Genomic DNA, 14,757 nt, shown 5'->3' on the forward strand with positions numbered 1-14,757 from the left:
TGCTATAGATCGAACCCGCAATAGGAAAGGTTATAACTCTTGTTGTTCAGCGGAAAGTCAGAAATTCCCGTATCTCTCAGCGACATGGAGAGCCCGTTCCAGTTGTGGAAAGAGGGATCCTTGATTTTGTAGCGCAACATGCCCCCGCGATGATCCGTTAGCACACAATGCGACAGCTCCCCGCGCCAGGCTTCGTTAAGGGTTACCACCAGGCTGTCCGAAGCGGGACAGCCTTCCGGTCGAAGGGCGGTTGCGGTTTCCGTCGCATCCCCAAGCAGGGATTCGATGATGGCGATGGACTGCATCACCTCATCGCAGCGCACCTTGGCCCTGGCCCGGACGTCCCCGGTGGATTCGGCATTTTCGGGTATATCCAGCCGATCATAATACTCGGTGGGAAATGCCCGCCGGACATCGTAGGGCAAACCGCAGGCCCTGCCGGCCGGTCCCACCAGACCCAGTTTTTCCGCGTCATCGCGGCTGACCCGGCCACAGCCCTCGAACCGGGCCAGGACACTGGGCGTGTTCATCAGCAGTGCCAGAACATGATCGACCTGGGGCTTGAGGTCATCGATCCGGGAGGATAGATCAAGGCGGATTTCGTCCGTCAGGGCAAAACGGACGCCGCCGGGCCTGACCAGTCCTTTGCCAAAACGATTGCCGCAAAGCAGAAGACTCATGTTAAGAAAATCGCCGCGCATGCGCCCGCAGTAATTGGCCGGCGGAAGGAAGGCCACATCGCCGCTGAGCGCCCCCAGGTCGCCCACATGGTTGGCGATGCGTTCAAGCTCAAGGGCAATCGTGCGGATGCGTTTGGCGCCCATATCAACGGCACTGCCGCACAGCGCTTCCATGGCCTGGGCATGGCACAGGCTGTGGCCGATGGAGGTGTCGCCGGCAATGTTCTCGGCGATGAAGGGCAGTCGCCCGGGATCTGCCTGGAGAAGGAGTTCTTCCACACCGCGGTGCTGGTAGCCCAGTTGAATCTCCAAATTCAGCACCCGTTCGCCAATGCAGTTGAACCGGAAATGGCCCGGTTCGATGACTCCGGCGTGAACCGGGCCCACGGCGACCTCGTGAATTTCTTCCCCGGACACCTGGTAATAATCATAGTTGCCGGGAATATCTTCGGCGTAGTCATTGCCGAAGATGTCCTCAACCCCGCGGCAGTTGGCGTGGTAGCGGACCATTTTCATCCATGGATGCCCCTCGGGGCGGATGCCGTACTGCTCGGCGATTTCTCTTTCGAACAGGTGGAACGGCTCACAGTGCACGCTCAGGGCCGGATAGCGCTCCGGGGCGTCGCAGGTGGCCACAAAGAGCGCGTCGGAGCGCAAAACGGCCATCAGGCGAACCTTACCGTCCGCCGGGTAGGCGAAGAACTGAACCACTTTTCCGCCGTTGGCGATGATTCCCAGGGCCTGGGCGGCGAACTCATCAAAGGGCAGGTGAGAGACCGAGGAGAGCGGGATCGCCTCGCCGTTACGGATGGGGGTAAAGTCGTTGAAACCGGTTGTCATCAGAATCCTCCACCAATGGCCTTGACCGCATGGACAATGGTCTGCTGCAGGGTTTCGGGCATCCAGAAGCAGAGCGCCACCGAGGTGAGCAGCAATGCGTACTGCGGCCACACCAGGCTGGTCTGGTCTTTGATTGGTGTGTTGCTGTCGGCCGGACTGAATGATATGCGCATGACGTTGTTGGCCAGGCCGGCAAAAATCACACACAGACTGAGAATAAAAACAGCGGTTACCACCACATTGCCCGACCGAAAAGCGGCGATGATAATCAGCACTTCGCCGATGAAGAGGCCGAACGGGGGGAACCCGGAGATGGCCGCGAAACCCCCGAAAAAGGCCACAAAGGTTTTGGGCATGCGGGTGGCCAGGGAACCGGTCTTTTCGATCAGCCGGCTGCCGAATCCCAGAAGGATGTTGCCGGAAGTGAGGAAAAGGCTGGACTTGATCAGGCTGTGATGAATCAGGCAGATCATGGCACCGTAGGCGGCCGTGCCACCGATACCGGTACCGAAAGCGATGATGCCCATGTTCTCGATGCTGGAATAGGCCAGCATGCGTTTGTACTCGGTCTGTTTGAGAATAAACGTCGCTGCGGCCATGATGGAGAGCAGGCCGAAGATGATCAGGATGGGTCCTGAAAATCCGTCCAGGCCCGCAGCGTGCATAATGGCGTTGGTTTTAAAGATCCCCAGGTAGGCGCAATTGAGCAGCACACCGGAAAGCAGGGCCGAGGCCGGACTGGGCGCTTCACTGTGGGCGTCGGGCAGCCAGGTGTGCATGGGCGCCAGGCCCATTTTGGTGCCGTATCCGACCAGAATGAAGACGAATCCGGCTTTCAGCCAGCCAGGATCCAGTTGGCCGGCGATGCCGGTGAGGGCGGTAAAGGAGACCTGTGCCTCAACATGGCCCACATCCATGGCGACCGTGACCAGCACGGAACCCAACAGGGCCATGGCGATGCCCACCGAACAGATCAGCACGTATTTCCAGGTGGCTTCCAGGGCCGATGCGCTGCGATGGGTGTAGATCAGGGGCGCGCTGGCCAGGGTGGTGGCTTCAATGGCGATCCACATGACCATAATATGGTCCGACAGGGTCACCATGGTCATGGTCGACAGGAACAGCAGCATGGATCCGGTAAAGATATTCTCACGCTGGACGGCCGACGCCTTGAGGTAGCCGATGGTGTAAATAGAGATGAGAAAAAAGAGCAGCGAAATGACCAGCAGGGATAAAAGTCCTTCCGGTGCAATGGCAAAGTATTCCGGAAAGCGGGCGGCCGGCTGGCTGACCCAGACGAACAGCGAAAACAGCAGATGGATGGCGCCGGTCAGTACCAATAAGGTGCGCCCAATGGCCCGGGGCAGAAAAAAAGCCGCGGCACCGGTGACAAAGGGGATCAGAAAGATGATTTCAAGCATGCCGGTTCATTTACTCCTTGAGGGTCCGTAAGCGGGCCGTGTCCACATCATCAAAGGTCTGTTTCATGTTCTGCAGGATAACGGCCATGATCATGACACCGGCGAGGATGTCCAGCAGGATGCCGAATTCCACGATGTGGCGGGCCCGGATGGAGAAGGTGGTGCCCACCAGATAGATGCCGTTTTCCATCATCATGTACCCGAGCACCATGGCGATGGCGTTGCGGCGGGCCATGAGCAGAAACATTCCGGCGCCCAGCAGAGCAATGGCCGTCGGCAGGAGAAGATCGCTGAGACTGCTGTAAGCGATGTCGAAATGGCGGCTGGCCATGGTCGCGCCGACAATCAGCAGAAGCCCGCAAAAAATCGATGCATGGTAACCGACAATCGGCTCCACCTCCCGTGCGATGGCAACTTTCTTGATGGCCAGGTAGATGCATCCGGGAATGACAATGCCGCGGATGGTCAGCGTGGCGATGACAAAGGCGAGGTTGCCGCCGGACATGGCATGGCCGATGAACAGGGGAACGATGCACACGACGATGCCCTGGAAGGCCAGGACTTTGATCAGGGATGGCAGCCGGCTCGATCCAAAGGAGAAGAGAATCGACAACAGCGCCAGCGACAGGATGGTATCGATCGGGTTGATCATTTCAAAAACTCCAACGTGATGGCGGTTGCAAAAAAAGCGAGGGCAAAAGCGGTCAGCACGAATTTGGGCACCCGGTCCATGCGGTAGCGGGCCATGACCGATTCGATGATGCCGACCGCCACCACCACGATCAGCACGCCGGCTGAAAAAAGCCCCAGGTTCAGAAATGAGTTGCCCAGCTCGAAGGGCAGGATCAGGCGGGCGATCATGGCGGCGTAAAAAAAGAGTTTGAGAAACGATCCCAGTTCGATGAAGGCGAAATCGGGACCGCTGTGATCCAGCACCATTACTTCATGGATCATGGTCAGCTCGAGGTGGGTGGCGGGATCATCGACCGGCACGCGGGCGTTTTCGGTCAGCAGAATGATAAACAGGGCCATCACCACGAACAGAAGGGGCGGGCCGGCCGTCTGCCAGAGACCGAACGGCTGCCCGCCGGAAAAGTAGCGGGCCAGGGCCAGGTCACCGGTCAGGCGGTAGAAGAGAATCAGGATCATGAAAATGCTGGCTTCGCAGATGATCGGGAAATACGCCTCCCGGGCAGCGCCCATGCCTTCAAACGGGGAGGCGGTGTCCATGGCCGCGGCAATGGTGAAGAAGCGGGCCAACCCAAGAAGATAGAGGATGAAGATCACATCGCCGTTGAATGAGAGTACCGGCGCATGGCCGGCCAGCGGCATGAAGAGCAGGGCGGTGGCCACCGCCCCCAGGGAAACCACCGGCCCCAGCTTGAAAATGAAGGTGGTGCTGGTACTGTACACCGATCCTTTTTTAATCAGCTTGAACAGGGTGTAGTAATTGATCAGCAGCGGAGATCCCCGGCGGCCGCCGAAAAAGGCCTTGACTTTGAAGATGACCCCGGCAAACAGCGGAGCGGATAACAGGGCAAACACCCACAATAAGACAGATTCAATCATAAGCTCTTCCCATTGCTACTGGAAAACAAATCGCCCGGCACATTCGACGTGGCGATGGCGTGCCTGAAGACGGCATTCTTGACAATCAGACGAAAAAGAGCAGAACCACGATCGCCAGCAGGATGTAACCGATGTACAGGTGAATGTCGCCATGCTGGATCCAGCGTAATTTATCGAACAGCCATACCACCGGCGCCACCACGAAACGATCCAGATGCAACGCCACAATGTCATGGATCTGGCTGTGGTAATGGGTCGTGCTCGGGAAAAGACCCTCCACCGGCGGATGATCCTCCTGAAGCGGGGCCACCGGTTTGAAAAATTCCAGGATCGATCCGGCGTATGACGACCCGGTGTACTGCATGCGGGCGGTCGGCTGCGTAAAACCGCATCCCCAGGTGCCGCCCCGGCCCATCGGTTTTCCCTGGTAGAGGATTTTGCGCAGGGCCAGAATGAACAGCACGGCTGCCAGAAAGAGCGTGGCCGCCAGGGTGATGTTGGCCGACAGATGGGCAAATGGCAAAGTGGGAATGCGGCCATAGGGAAGGCCCAGGGAGGCGACCGCTTTGGTGGCCAGAAACATGAAGGCGCCGGGATAGATGCCGATCAGGGCGCAACCGGCGGCCAGGATGAGCATGGGCAGCAGCATGGCCGGGCCTTTTTCATCGACCTGCTCGGCTGCCGGACTTCTCGGCTCGCCCTGGAACACCACGCCGACCACCTTGGTGAAACAGGCCAGCGCCAGACCACCGATCAGCGCCAGGCCGACGATGGCCAGCAGGCTGAGGGCGAAGACCTCCGGATTTCCGGCAATACCCCGAAAGCTGCCCAGATAGATGAGAAATTCGCTCACGAAACCGTTGAAGGGAGGAAGGCCGGCAATGGCCAGGGAGCCGATGAGGAATGTCACCCCGGTAATCTTCATCCGTTTCAGCAGGCCGCCCAGGGCATCGATGGTGCGGGTTCCGGTTTTATGCAGGATCATGCCGGCCCCCATGAACAGCAGGGATTTGAAAATGGCATGGTTGAGCACATGCAAAAGCCCGCCGGCAAAACCGAGTACGGCCATGATCGGGTTTTGGGTCGCCACGCCGATCATGCCGATGCCGATGCCGATCAGGATAATCCCGATGTTCTCCACGCTGTGGTAGGCCAGAAGCCGCTTCAGGTCGTGCTGGCCCAGGGCGTATACCACGCCCAGTATGCCGGAAACCACGCCGGCAATCACTACCAGGCTTCCCGTGGCCGGTGTGTGCAGATCCAAAATGACGTACATGCGCAAAATGCCGTAGATACCGGTTTTGATCATCACCCCGGACATCACGGCGGAGATGTGCGAGGGTGCCGCCGGATGGGCATGGGGCAGCCATACATGGAAGGGGAAGACGCCGGCCTTGGAGCCGAAGCCGATAAAGGCGAAGACAAAGGCCAGCAGTTTGATCGGTGGCGCAAGGGCGGTGGCGTCAAATGCAAAACTGCCCGTATCCCGGTAGATCAAACCGAAGGCGACGATGATGAACATGGCGCCCACATGGGAGAAAACAAAGTAGAGATAACCGGCTTTCCGGTTTTGAGGGTCCTGGTAATCAAGCACGACCAGGAAGAAGGAGGCCAGTGACATGAGCTCCCAGGCCAGTAGAAAGGTCAGCATGTTGGCGGCGGTGACCACCAGGGCCATGGAGGCGGTGAGCAGGCTGAAAAAAAGATAGGAAACGGCGGTTGACAGGCGGTTTTCTACATGGCTCAAATAGTTGAAACTGTAAACCGCAGCCATCAGGCAGATGCCAAAGATCGCCAGCAGGAAAAACGCCGACAGACCGTCAATACGAAATTCGAGGCCAAGGGTTGACAGGTGCCCGATGGAAAACGCCAGGGGGGCATCGCTGATCAGTCGCGACAACGCATCGAGCATGCCCATGCAGCAGCCGCTGCCAATGGAAAGAACGGCCACCCATCGCATCATGACAAATTGTCTGGAAAGGAAAACGGCCAGCGTGCCACCGGAAACGATGATCAAAACAGAGAGGAGGAACAGATTCATGGATTCCCTTTCAAACCGGTTGTGGCCATGTTACCGGGCAATATTGCCGCGTCCATGGCGCCCGCCTGTTTGACGATCACGTGCGTTTTGTATGGAATATGACGTTGCTGCGGTCAAGATTGTTGTCGATGGACAGTAGCGGAGATTATTTCAAAACCGGACGCCAAGTCAACCTCCGAGTTTGGCAGGGGGCAAATCGCCTGATTCGGGTGCAAACGAGCCTATCGCATTCAAAATAATGCTTTTGGGCTGCGTTATCGGTCGTCGCAGTAGTATTACAACTGGAGCGTTGCCGATCACGGCCTCTGCGCTTTGCCGGCCGTTTGCATCACACCTGAAAATATCGTATAGACAGCCGGAAACCGGACGCGAAAACACTGGCCTGAAATGCAATTGTGCCGACGTGCGAGACAGGTTGCCTATTACTGTGGCCGTGACCCACTTCCAAGCGGGAGTGACGCACCCCCCCGCGTACGTTTAACCGGAGCGACAAGATGACTGATGCGACCTTTGAAAAAGTTCAGCATTCCGATACTCCCATGTACGGGCCCTCAAGGCTTTTGTTATGTGGATTTCCTGCCCCGTCCCAGGGCAAATTCAAAATCGTCCTGGAAATGGCCGGCCTTGGGCACGTGCCGGTCGTATGGGCTAGTGAGGCCGACCGGCAGGCCCCCCTCAAAGAGCTGCTGGCACTGCCCGATGACAGCGGCAGAGACGTTGACTCGACTCTGCCCCGGGCTGTGATTGTTTCCGGAATTACCGAAAACCAGCTGCATGAACTGATGGATACCTGCCGTAAAACCGGTATGCAACAGGCCTTGTGGGCGGCACTGACCCCGACTTCCGAGACTTGGCCCCTGGGCCGGCTGCTGGGTGAATTGCAATCCGAACGCCGGGCGCTTTCCCGGCGCAAAACCCAACCTCCGGTTTGACGAACCCGCCGATCCTCGGTATGAGCCCTGCCCGAAACGATTTGACTGGTTGCCGGAGAACGCTGCATGCAGACTGAAAAATACACAATTACCATGCTGGTGGAGAACGAACCCGGAGTGACTGCACGCGTGACCGGACTGTTCGCCAGCCGCGGTTACAACATCGAGACGATTTGCGGAGCCCCGACGGCCAATCCGGAGATGTCGCGGATTACGATTACCACCAACGCTTCGCCGGAGCAGGTGGAACAGATCATGAAACAGGTACGGCGACTGGTCAACGTGATCAAGGTTCGGGACATGACCGGCGATGATGCGGTGCGACGGGAAATGGCAATGATCTGCGTAAAGGCCCAGGAGCCTCACCGGGCAGAGATCCAGCGCATTGTGGAGAACTTCAGAGCCCGCGTTGTCGATACGGGGCAAAGTCATTATATCATTGAAGCGACCGGAAGCATGGAGAAAATCGGCGCCCTGTTGCGCCTGCTTGAGCCCATGGGGATAAAAAAAGTGGCCCGATCAGGAATCCTGGCGCTTTATCGCGAACCTGGATGAGGCCTTGGGACATCCAAGACCAAGATCCGGAAAACATTTGTCAAATACGGTGTAACTGTTTAGGTGACAAAGAGCGAAGCGCGGGCGATCTCATGAATGCTGTAGACCTTACCCATAGGCCGACTTCCCGAAAGAACTATCCGTCCGCCCATCATCGACGCCTACGCCCACTGCGGCGTCATGGACCGCAGCTGGCCGCAGTCGTTCGCCACCTATGCGGCCCAGGCCGCACCGGCGGGCATTACCGGTGTGGCTCTGTTCTCACCGGTGATAAGGAAATGACAAAAATGAGCGATTACCAGAGGGAACAACTCGACACCCTCAAAACCGTTCGCCAGGGACTTTTGCGGATCAAAGCCGGCGGCAGGCAGCGTCTGCGTGAACAGATCCAGCCTTACATGGCATTCAGGCAAACCGTGGATCGGTTTCTGCAGCGTCATTTTAGCGGTATATGCACACGTACCTGCTACGACAGCAAGACCAGTGCTTGTTGCAGCAAAGATGGGATCATTACTTTTTTTGCCGATACGGTGGTCAATGCGCTGAATTCAACTGCTACGCAACTGGATCATCTGGAGACGATCCTGCGCCGGAAAAATGCCGGGCATCGCTGTATCTATCTGGGACCGGACGGCTGCCTGTGGTCGGTGCGGCCGGTGGTCTGCGCCATGTTTCTGTGCGACCGGGCCATGGACACGGTTTTCGAAAAAGAACCCGATCTAAAATCGCGGTGGGAAGCGTTGCGCCGTCAGGAACGCGGGTTCAAATGGCCGGACCGGCCGGTGCTTTTCGATGATCTGGAAAAAGCGTTTTTGAATCTGGGCCTGCGTTCGTCACTCATGCACCTGAACTTCAGCCCGGGCCTGCTCAACGTCAAACGCAAAGCCGGGCTGTTGGACCCTTCAGGCGGACCGGCAGTGCCGACCGCCTGAAGGGTGGGGATAGCTAAGAATCGGCCATCATCTTGCGTATGACACAGGGCAGGATACCGCCGTTCTCAAAGTACTCCACATCCACCTCCGTATCCAGGCGGGAGGTGACATTGAAATCGATTTCACTTCCATCCGCCTTGACGGCCTTCACGGAGAGCGTTTTGCGCGGTATCATATTCCCGATACCGGAGATGCTGAAGGTCTCCGAACCATCCAGCCCCAGATGCTGGGCACTTTCCCCATCGGCAAAGACCAGGGGCAAAACGCCCATGCCCACCAGATTGTTGCGGTGGATGCGCTCATAGGATTCGGCGATGACGGCCTTAATTCCCAACAGGTTGGTGCCCTTGGCAGCCCAGTCCCGGGAGGAGCCGGTGCCGTATTCCTTGCCCCCCAGTACGATCAGCGGCGTGCCTTCGCGTTTATAGGCCATGGCTGCATCAAAGTTATACATCTGTTTGTTTTCCGGAAACTTCACGGTAAAACTGCCCTGTTTGGGATCCACGAGCCGGTTCTTGATACGGATATTGCCGAAAGTGCCGCGCATCATCACCTCATGATTTCCGCGACGGGAGCCGTAGGAGTTGAAGTCCCCCTGATTGACCCCGTTTGCAATCAGATACTGTCCGGCCGGATAATCTTCGGGAATGGCCCCGGCCGGGGAGATATGGTCGGTGGTGACCGAATCACCCAAAAGCAGAAACGCGCGGGCGTTGCTAATATCACCGGGTATTTGGGGCGTAATCGAAAATCCGTCGAAATAGGGTGGATTCTTGATATAGGTGGATGCCGCGTTCCAGGCAAACGTGGTGCTTTCGGCCGTATCCAGCGCCTCCCAGAATTGATCCCCGTCAAAAATCCGGGCGTACTCCTGCTCGTAAAATTCCTTGTTTACATGGGCCTTGACCAACTCGTCGATCTGCTCGTGGGCCGGCCACAGGTCTTCCAGATAGACGGGCTCGCCGTTGGGATCGATCCCCACGGGTTCGACGGTCAGATCGATATCCACCCGTCCGGCCAGGGCAAAGGCCATCACCAGCATAGGGGATGCCAGGAAATTGGATTTGATGTTCTGGTGGATGCGGGCCTCGAAATTGCGGTTGCCGGAAAGCACGGCGGCGACATTCAAATCATTTTCCTTGATCAGCGCTTCGATGTCCGGATTCAGGGGACCGCTGTTGCCGATGCAGGTGGTACAGCCAAACGCGGCCAGGTGAAATCCCAGCGCCTTGAAATAGGGCATCAACCCGGCGGCCTGCAGGTAATCCATAACCACTTTGGATCCCGGCGCCAGCGATGTCTTTACAAAGGGAGGGACCCGCAGTCCCTTGGAAACGGCGTTTTTGGCAATCAGTCCGGCGCCCATGAGCACATGGGGGTTGGAGGTGTTGGTACAGGAGGTGATGGCGGCAATGACGATGTTGCCATCGCCGAGTTTTACCGGTTGGCCGCCCAACTGCAGATCGAACTGGCGCGGGGCCAGGGGACGGCATTGCCGGGCGCGTGAGTTTTGGTTGCCCGACTCGTCGTGGAATTCGGAGATCTGTTTGATTTCGGCATTCCGGTCGTATGCACAGCCGAGAATATCGGCAAACGCGCGTTTCAGGTCGGGTAGGGCAATCCGATCCTGGGGGCGGGCCGGACCTGCCAGGGAGGGCTCGACCGTTGATAGATCGAGTTCGACCACTTGGGTGAACTCAGGGTCCGCGTCGCCGGTGTAGAACATCCCGGTTGCCTTGGTGTACGCTTCCACCAGTTTTGCCCGCTCGCCACGCCCGGTGAGTTTGAGGTAGGCCAGGGTCTTTTCGTCCACCGGGAAGAACCCCAGGGTGGCACCGTATTCCGGTGTCATGTTGGCAATGGTCGCCCGATCGGTGACAGAGAGGCTTTTCATCCCGGGGCCGAAATACTCGACGAACTTTTCGACCACCTTGACCTGGCGCAGCATTTCGGTGATGGTCAGTACCAGGTCGGTGGCCGTGACCCCTTCCTTCAGCCGACCGGTCAGCTTGACCCCAATCACCTCGGGGATGGACATGTAATAGGGTTGGCCCAGCATCACCGCTTCGGCTTCAATACCACCCACGCCCCAGCCCATGACACCGATGCCGTTGATCATGGGAGTGTGGGAATCGGTTCCTACAACGGTATCCAGATACGCAACGGGGGCATCGCCGCCATCCTGGCTGATCACCACCCGGCCGAGGTTCTCGAGATTGACCTGGTGGCAGATACCCGAATTGGGCGGAACGACTTTGAAATTGGCAAAGCTTTTCTGGGCCCATTTGAGCAATTCGTAGCGTTCACTGTTGCGGCGGTATTCCAGATTGACGTTTTTTTCCAGGGCCTCGTCCGTACCGAAAAAATCCACCTGGACCGAGTGATCCACAATCAGTTCCGTGGGAACCAGCGGGTTGACCCGTGCCGGATCCTTGCCCAGGGTTTTCACCGCATCGCGCATGGCTGCCAGATCCACCACGGCCGGTACGCCGGTAAAATCCTGCATGAGAACCCGTGCCGGATGGTAGGGGATCTCCACGGGCGCATCATAGGTTTTTTTCCAGCCGACAATGTTGTTCAGATCCGTCTGTTTGACCACCCGATTGTCGAATTTCCGTAAAAGGTTTTCCAACAGAATCCGAATCGAGAAGGGCAGTGTCTTAATGGCAATGCCCGCGTCGGCGGCATATTGCGGGAAATCGAAATAGGTGAATGTTTTTTCATCGACTTGAAGGGGTTTCGCATAATCCGTGTTTTTCATGGTTGGTCCTTTTTCGGGTTATGATGAAATTGGAAAATGATCGAACGAAAAAAAAGAGATGACGGATCTACGCCGAATTTGGCATATACGGTGTCGGGACTGGTGATAACTTCCGCCAAAATTTACTAAATTAATGAAAAATAGCCGTATAGGCAAGCAAAAATAGGAATCCAATACGAATGTCCGTAAAGAAAAAGCAGATTGTTGAATGTGAGGTCACCGATGTGGCCTTTGGCGGGAAAGGGTTGGCCAAAATTGACGGGTTTGCCGTCTTTATCGACCAGACCGTTACCGGTGATCGGGTGGCCGCCAGGATTGTCCGCAAAAAACGCAATTACGCCGAAGCCGTGGTTCAGGAGCTCTTACGCCCGTCGCCCTTGCGGGTCACGGCACCCTGTCCGTACAGCGGTTATTGCGGGGGCTGTAAGTGGCAGTTTATCGATTACGCCGAGCAGATCGCGCTGAAACGCCAGCATGTGGTAGACTGCCTGGCGCACATCGCCTTGATCGACGATGCAACCGTTCATGAAACCATCCCCTCGGAACGGATTTTCGGATACCGCAACAAAATGGAGTTTTCCTGTTCTGATCGCCGTTGGTTGATGCCCCATGAACTGGGCACTGAAACGGATATGGGGTTTGCTCTGGGGCTGCATGTGCCCGGCACCTTCCACAAGGTGCTCGACACGCGTGCCTGCCTGCTGCAACCGGAGCCGGGGAATCAGATCCTCGATATGGTTCGTGAATTCATGCGCGCTTCCCGGCGGCCGGTGTACGGACTGCGCAGTCACGAGGGATTCTGGCGTTTTCTCATGCTGCGCCATTCGGTTGCCAAAGACCAGTGGATGGTCAATGTGGTTACCTCCGAAGAGGACCGGGACGCCGTGGCCCCGTTGGTTGAGATGATCGGGCACCGGTTTCCCCAGGTTACCAGCGTGATCAACAACATCACCGCCAGAAAGTCGGGTGTGGCCATTGGCGAGAGGGAGATACTCCTTGCCGGTGAACCGGTTCTGCGGGACGGTATCGGCCCATATGCATTTGACGTCTCTGCCAACTCCTTTTTCCAGACCAACACGCGCGGTGCAAAGACGCTCTACGACACGGTGGCTCAATACGCCGACCTGGACGGCAACGAAAGCGTGGTGGACCTGTACTGCGGCACCGGAACGATCGCCATTTGGCTGGCGTCACACGCCCGTGAGATCATCGGCCTGGAGCTGGTGGAGAGTGCCGTGGCCGACGCACGCAAAAATTGCATAGCCAACGGCATCGACAACTGCCGGTTCATCCTTGGCGACATCAAGGAGACCCTGGCATCGATCCCGGCGGTACCGGATATGCTGGTAATCGACCCGCCACGGATCGGGATGCACAAAGATGTGGTCACTCAGGTGCTGGGCATGGCGCCGCCATCCATCGTCTATGTATCCTGCAACCCCGCCACCCTGGCCAGGGATATGATATCATTGAAGGAAATCTATGCGTTGAAAGAGGTTCAGCCGGTAGACATGTTTCCGCACACTTTTCATGTTGAGTCGGTGGCCCGGCTGGTCAAACGGTGACGGATTCGTAAAAATCCCGATATCGGCGTTACGCGTATCCTTCGTCACTGCGGAGTACGCTAAGTACACCTCATTCCTCAGGATTCGCAAGCCTTGATCTCGGACTTTTTACAAATCCGTCTAAACGGCGACTTTTTGCGAGACCATCAAACGCTAAGGCGTGCATTGGTCCACCGGCCAGCCCCCATGCCTCGAATATAATTGACGTTTTGGTAAAAATTATTGTTAAATCAAGTGAACTGCGTTAATTAAACAGATCCAAGGCAGCCCTCCGAATTACTACCTTTCACCGGGCAGGGGTGATCGTTGCATAGGAGTTCAAACATGTCCACGTTTCAAAAATTAAGAAAAGAGGAACGCGAAACTCGCAAAAACCTGATCGTCGACGCGGCCATGGAGTTGTTCAGCCAGAAGGATTTTCATAAAATCGGCATGCGCGACATTGCCAAGCGGGCCGGCATCTCTGCCGCTGCCATTTACCGCTATTTTCCCAGCCGGGACGATGTGTTTGTCGAGGCACTGGTTCGCCATATGCTCATCGTCGAGGCGCTTTTCGAAAAAAATATTCAGGACGGTCAAACCTCCCTCGAAGAAATGGCCTTGCTCAGTGTGGATTATCTTCTTGAAAACAAAACGGTGTTTCAGATGATGGGTCATTTTATGGTTACGGGGCAGATCCAACCCAAAGCCATGGATCGGTACAATGAAGTCCAGCGCCGGTTTCTTGACCTGCTGGAACGGGTTCACCATCAGACCGAAGTCGGAGCGAACAGCCGTCTGGTGACCCATGCCATCTATGCCTCCATTACCGGTGTGGTCATGGCGTTTAAGAACTATCCGGGACGATCGCCCGAAGAGATCAAACGCCACATTTATCGCCTGATCCGTATTATCAGCAGTGTGTTTGCCACCGGTCAGATTCCCCAAGATCTATAAAAATCAACATAGGGTGACCCATGGAACCGCTTGCAAATAATGAAAAAAGTCGCACTCAGCTGAAAAAGGAGGCCAAGGCCCTTCAGCAGATCGGCGTGCGCTTGGCCACCCTTTCGGATGATCAACTGGGCCGGATGAATTTGCCGGACGACTTGATGGAAGCCATACGGGATGTCCGGTCAATGCGGTCCCACGGTGCGCGCCGGCGCCAGATGCAGTATATCGGCACATTGATGCGCCAGGTGGCGGTCGCCCCCATCGAACAGGCACTCATGGACATTGAGCAGGGGGCCCATCAGCAGGCCCGGGCGTTTCAGCGGGTGGAGTCCTGGCGCGACCGGCTGGTGACCGGTGATGATAAATTGATGAATGAAATCCTTGAGCGGTTCCCCGATGCTAACCGCCAGCGTCTGGGGCAACTGGTGCGCAGCGCCCGCAAGGAGATCGGAAAAGAGGCGCCGAAACGGTCGGCGCGCCATCTTTTCCGTTATCTTCAGGAGTTGACCAGCGGTTGAATACAGAACC

General features: G+C 56.8%; 12 protein-coding genes. 6 read left to right on the forward strand and 6 right to left on the reverse strand.

The genetic code is table 11. From position 1 onward, the window contains the following. Positions 1–2 precede the first annotated feature (2 nt). From GN112_RS01350 to GN112_RS01370, 5 genes are all read right to left on the reverse strand, one after another. Positions 3–1,520, reverse strand: coding sequence for a hydrogenase large subunit (locus GN112_RS01350; RefSeq protein WP_155308573.1), 1,518 nt, complete (start codon positions 1,518–1,520; stop codon positions 3–5). Next, a complete protein-coding gene (locus tag GN112_RS01355; protein ID WP_155308574.1) occupies positions 1,520–2,941 on the reverse strand; it encodes a proton-conducting transporter transmembrane domain-containing protein in 1,422 nt (473 codons plus the stop codon). The genes GN112_RS01350 and GN112_RS01355 overlap by 1 nt, the downstream gene beginning before the upstream one ends. A gap of 10 nt (positions 2,942–2,951) precedes the next feature. Next, positions 2,952–3,593 carry an NADH-quinone oxidoreductase subunit K gene (locus tag GN112_RS01360; RefSeq protein WP_155308575.1) on the reverse strand — a complete coding sequence of 214 codons (642 nt, stop codon included), beginning with the start codon at positions 3,591–3,593 and terminating at the stop codon, positions 2,952–2,954. Continuing rightward, the gene (locus tag GN112_RS01365; RefSeq protein ID WP_155308576.1) at positions 3,590–4,510 is read right to left on the reverse strand and encodes a respiratory chain complex I subunit 1 family protein; all 921 of its coding nucleotides are present in this window, start codon (positions 4,508–4,510) and stop codon (positions 3,590–3,592) included. Before GN112_RS01365 ends, GN112_RS01360 begins: the two co-directional genes overlap by 4 nt. Positions 4,511–4,595: 85 nt before the next feature. Next, positions 4,596–6,551 carry a proton-conducting transporter transmembrane domain-containing protein gene (locus GN112_RS01370; RefSeq protein WP_155308577.1) on the reverse strand — a complete coding sequence of 652 codons (1,956 nt, stop codon included), beginning with the start codon at positions 6,549–6,551 and terminating at the stop codon, positions 4,596–4,598. 494 nt (positions 6,552–7,045) lie between these two features. On the opposite strand from GN112_RS01370, the gene GN112_RS01375 reads away from it, so the two are divergent. The 3 genes from GN112_RS01375 (at position 7,046) to GN112_RS01385 (ending at position 8,970) form a co-directional block, all read left to right on the forward strand. Beyond that, complete coding sequence (locus GN112_RS01375; protein ID WP_155308578.1) at positions 7,046–7,483, forward strand: DUF3783 domain-containing protein; 438 nt, start codon at positions 7,046–7,048, stop codon at positions 7,481–7,483. A gap of 66 nt (positions 7,484–7,549) precedes the next feature. Then, complete coding sequence (gene ilvN, locus GN112_RS01380) at positions 7,550–8,038, forward strand: acetolactate synthase small subunit (protein ID WP_155308579.1); 489 nt, start codon at positions 7,550–7,552, stop codon at positions 8,036–8,038. 287 nt (positions 8,039–8,325) lie between these two features. Next, the gene (locus GN112_RS01385) at positions 8,326–8,970 is read left to right on the forward strand and encodes a hypothetical protein (protein ID WP_155308580.1); all 645 of its coding nucleotides are present in this window, start codon (positions 8,326–8,328) and stop codon (positions 8,968–8,970) included. Positions 8,971–8,983: 13 nt separating this feature from the next. Here the strand turns inward: GN112_RS01385 and acnA are convergent, their stop codons facing one another. After that, a complete protein-coding gene (gene acnA / locus GN112_RS01390; protein WP_155308581.1) occupies positions 8,984–11,731 on the reverse strand; it encodes an aconitate hydratase AcnA in 2,748 nt (915 codons plus the stop codon). Positions 11,732–11,910: 179 nt separating this feature from the next. Between acnA and rlmD the strand changes: the two genes are divergently transcribed. From rlmD to yjgA, 3 genes are all read left to right on the forward strand, one after another. Continuing rightward, positions 11,911–13,296 (forward strand): 23S rRNA (uracil(1939)-C(5))-methyltransferase RlmD, encoded by a 1,386-nt coding sequence (gene rlmD / locus GN112_RS01395; RefSeq protein ID WP_155308582.1) that lies wholly within the window; start codon positions 11,911–11,913, stop codon positions 13,294–13,296. 324 nt (positions 13,297–13,620) lie between these two features. Next, complete coding sequence (locus GN112_RS01400) at positions 13,621–14,232, forward strand: TetR/AcrR family transcriptional regulator (RefSeq protein ID WP_155308583.1); 612 nt, start codon at positions 13,621–13,623, stop codon at positions 14,230–14,232. A gap of 20 nt (positions 14,233–14,252) precedes the next feature. Further along, positions 14,253–14,747: a ribosome biogenesis factor YjgA gene (gene yjgA, locus GN112_RS01405; RefSeq protein WP_155308584.1), complete on the forward strand. Its 495-nt coding sequence runs from the start codon at positions 14,253–14,255 to the stop codon at positions 14,745–14,747. Positions 14,748–14,757: the final 10 nt, after the last annotated feature.

Origin of the sequence: Desulfosarcina ovata subsp. ovata (assembly GCF_009689005.1) — a bacterium.
Lineage (GTDB): Bacteria > Desulfobacterota > Desulfobacteria > Desulfobacterales > Desulfosarcinaceae > Desulfosarcina > Desulfosarcina ovata.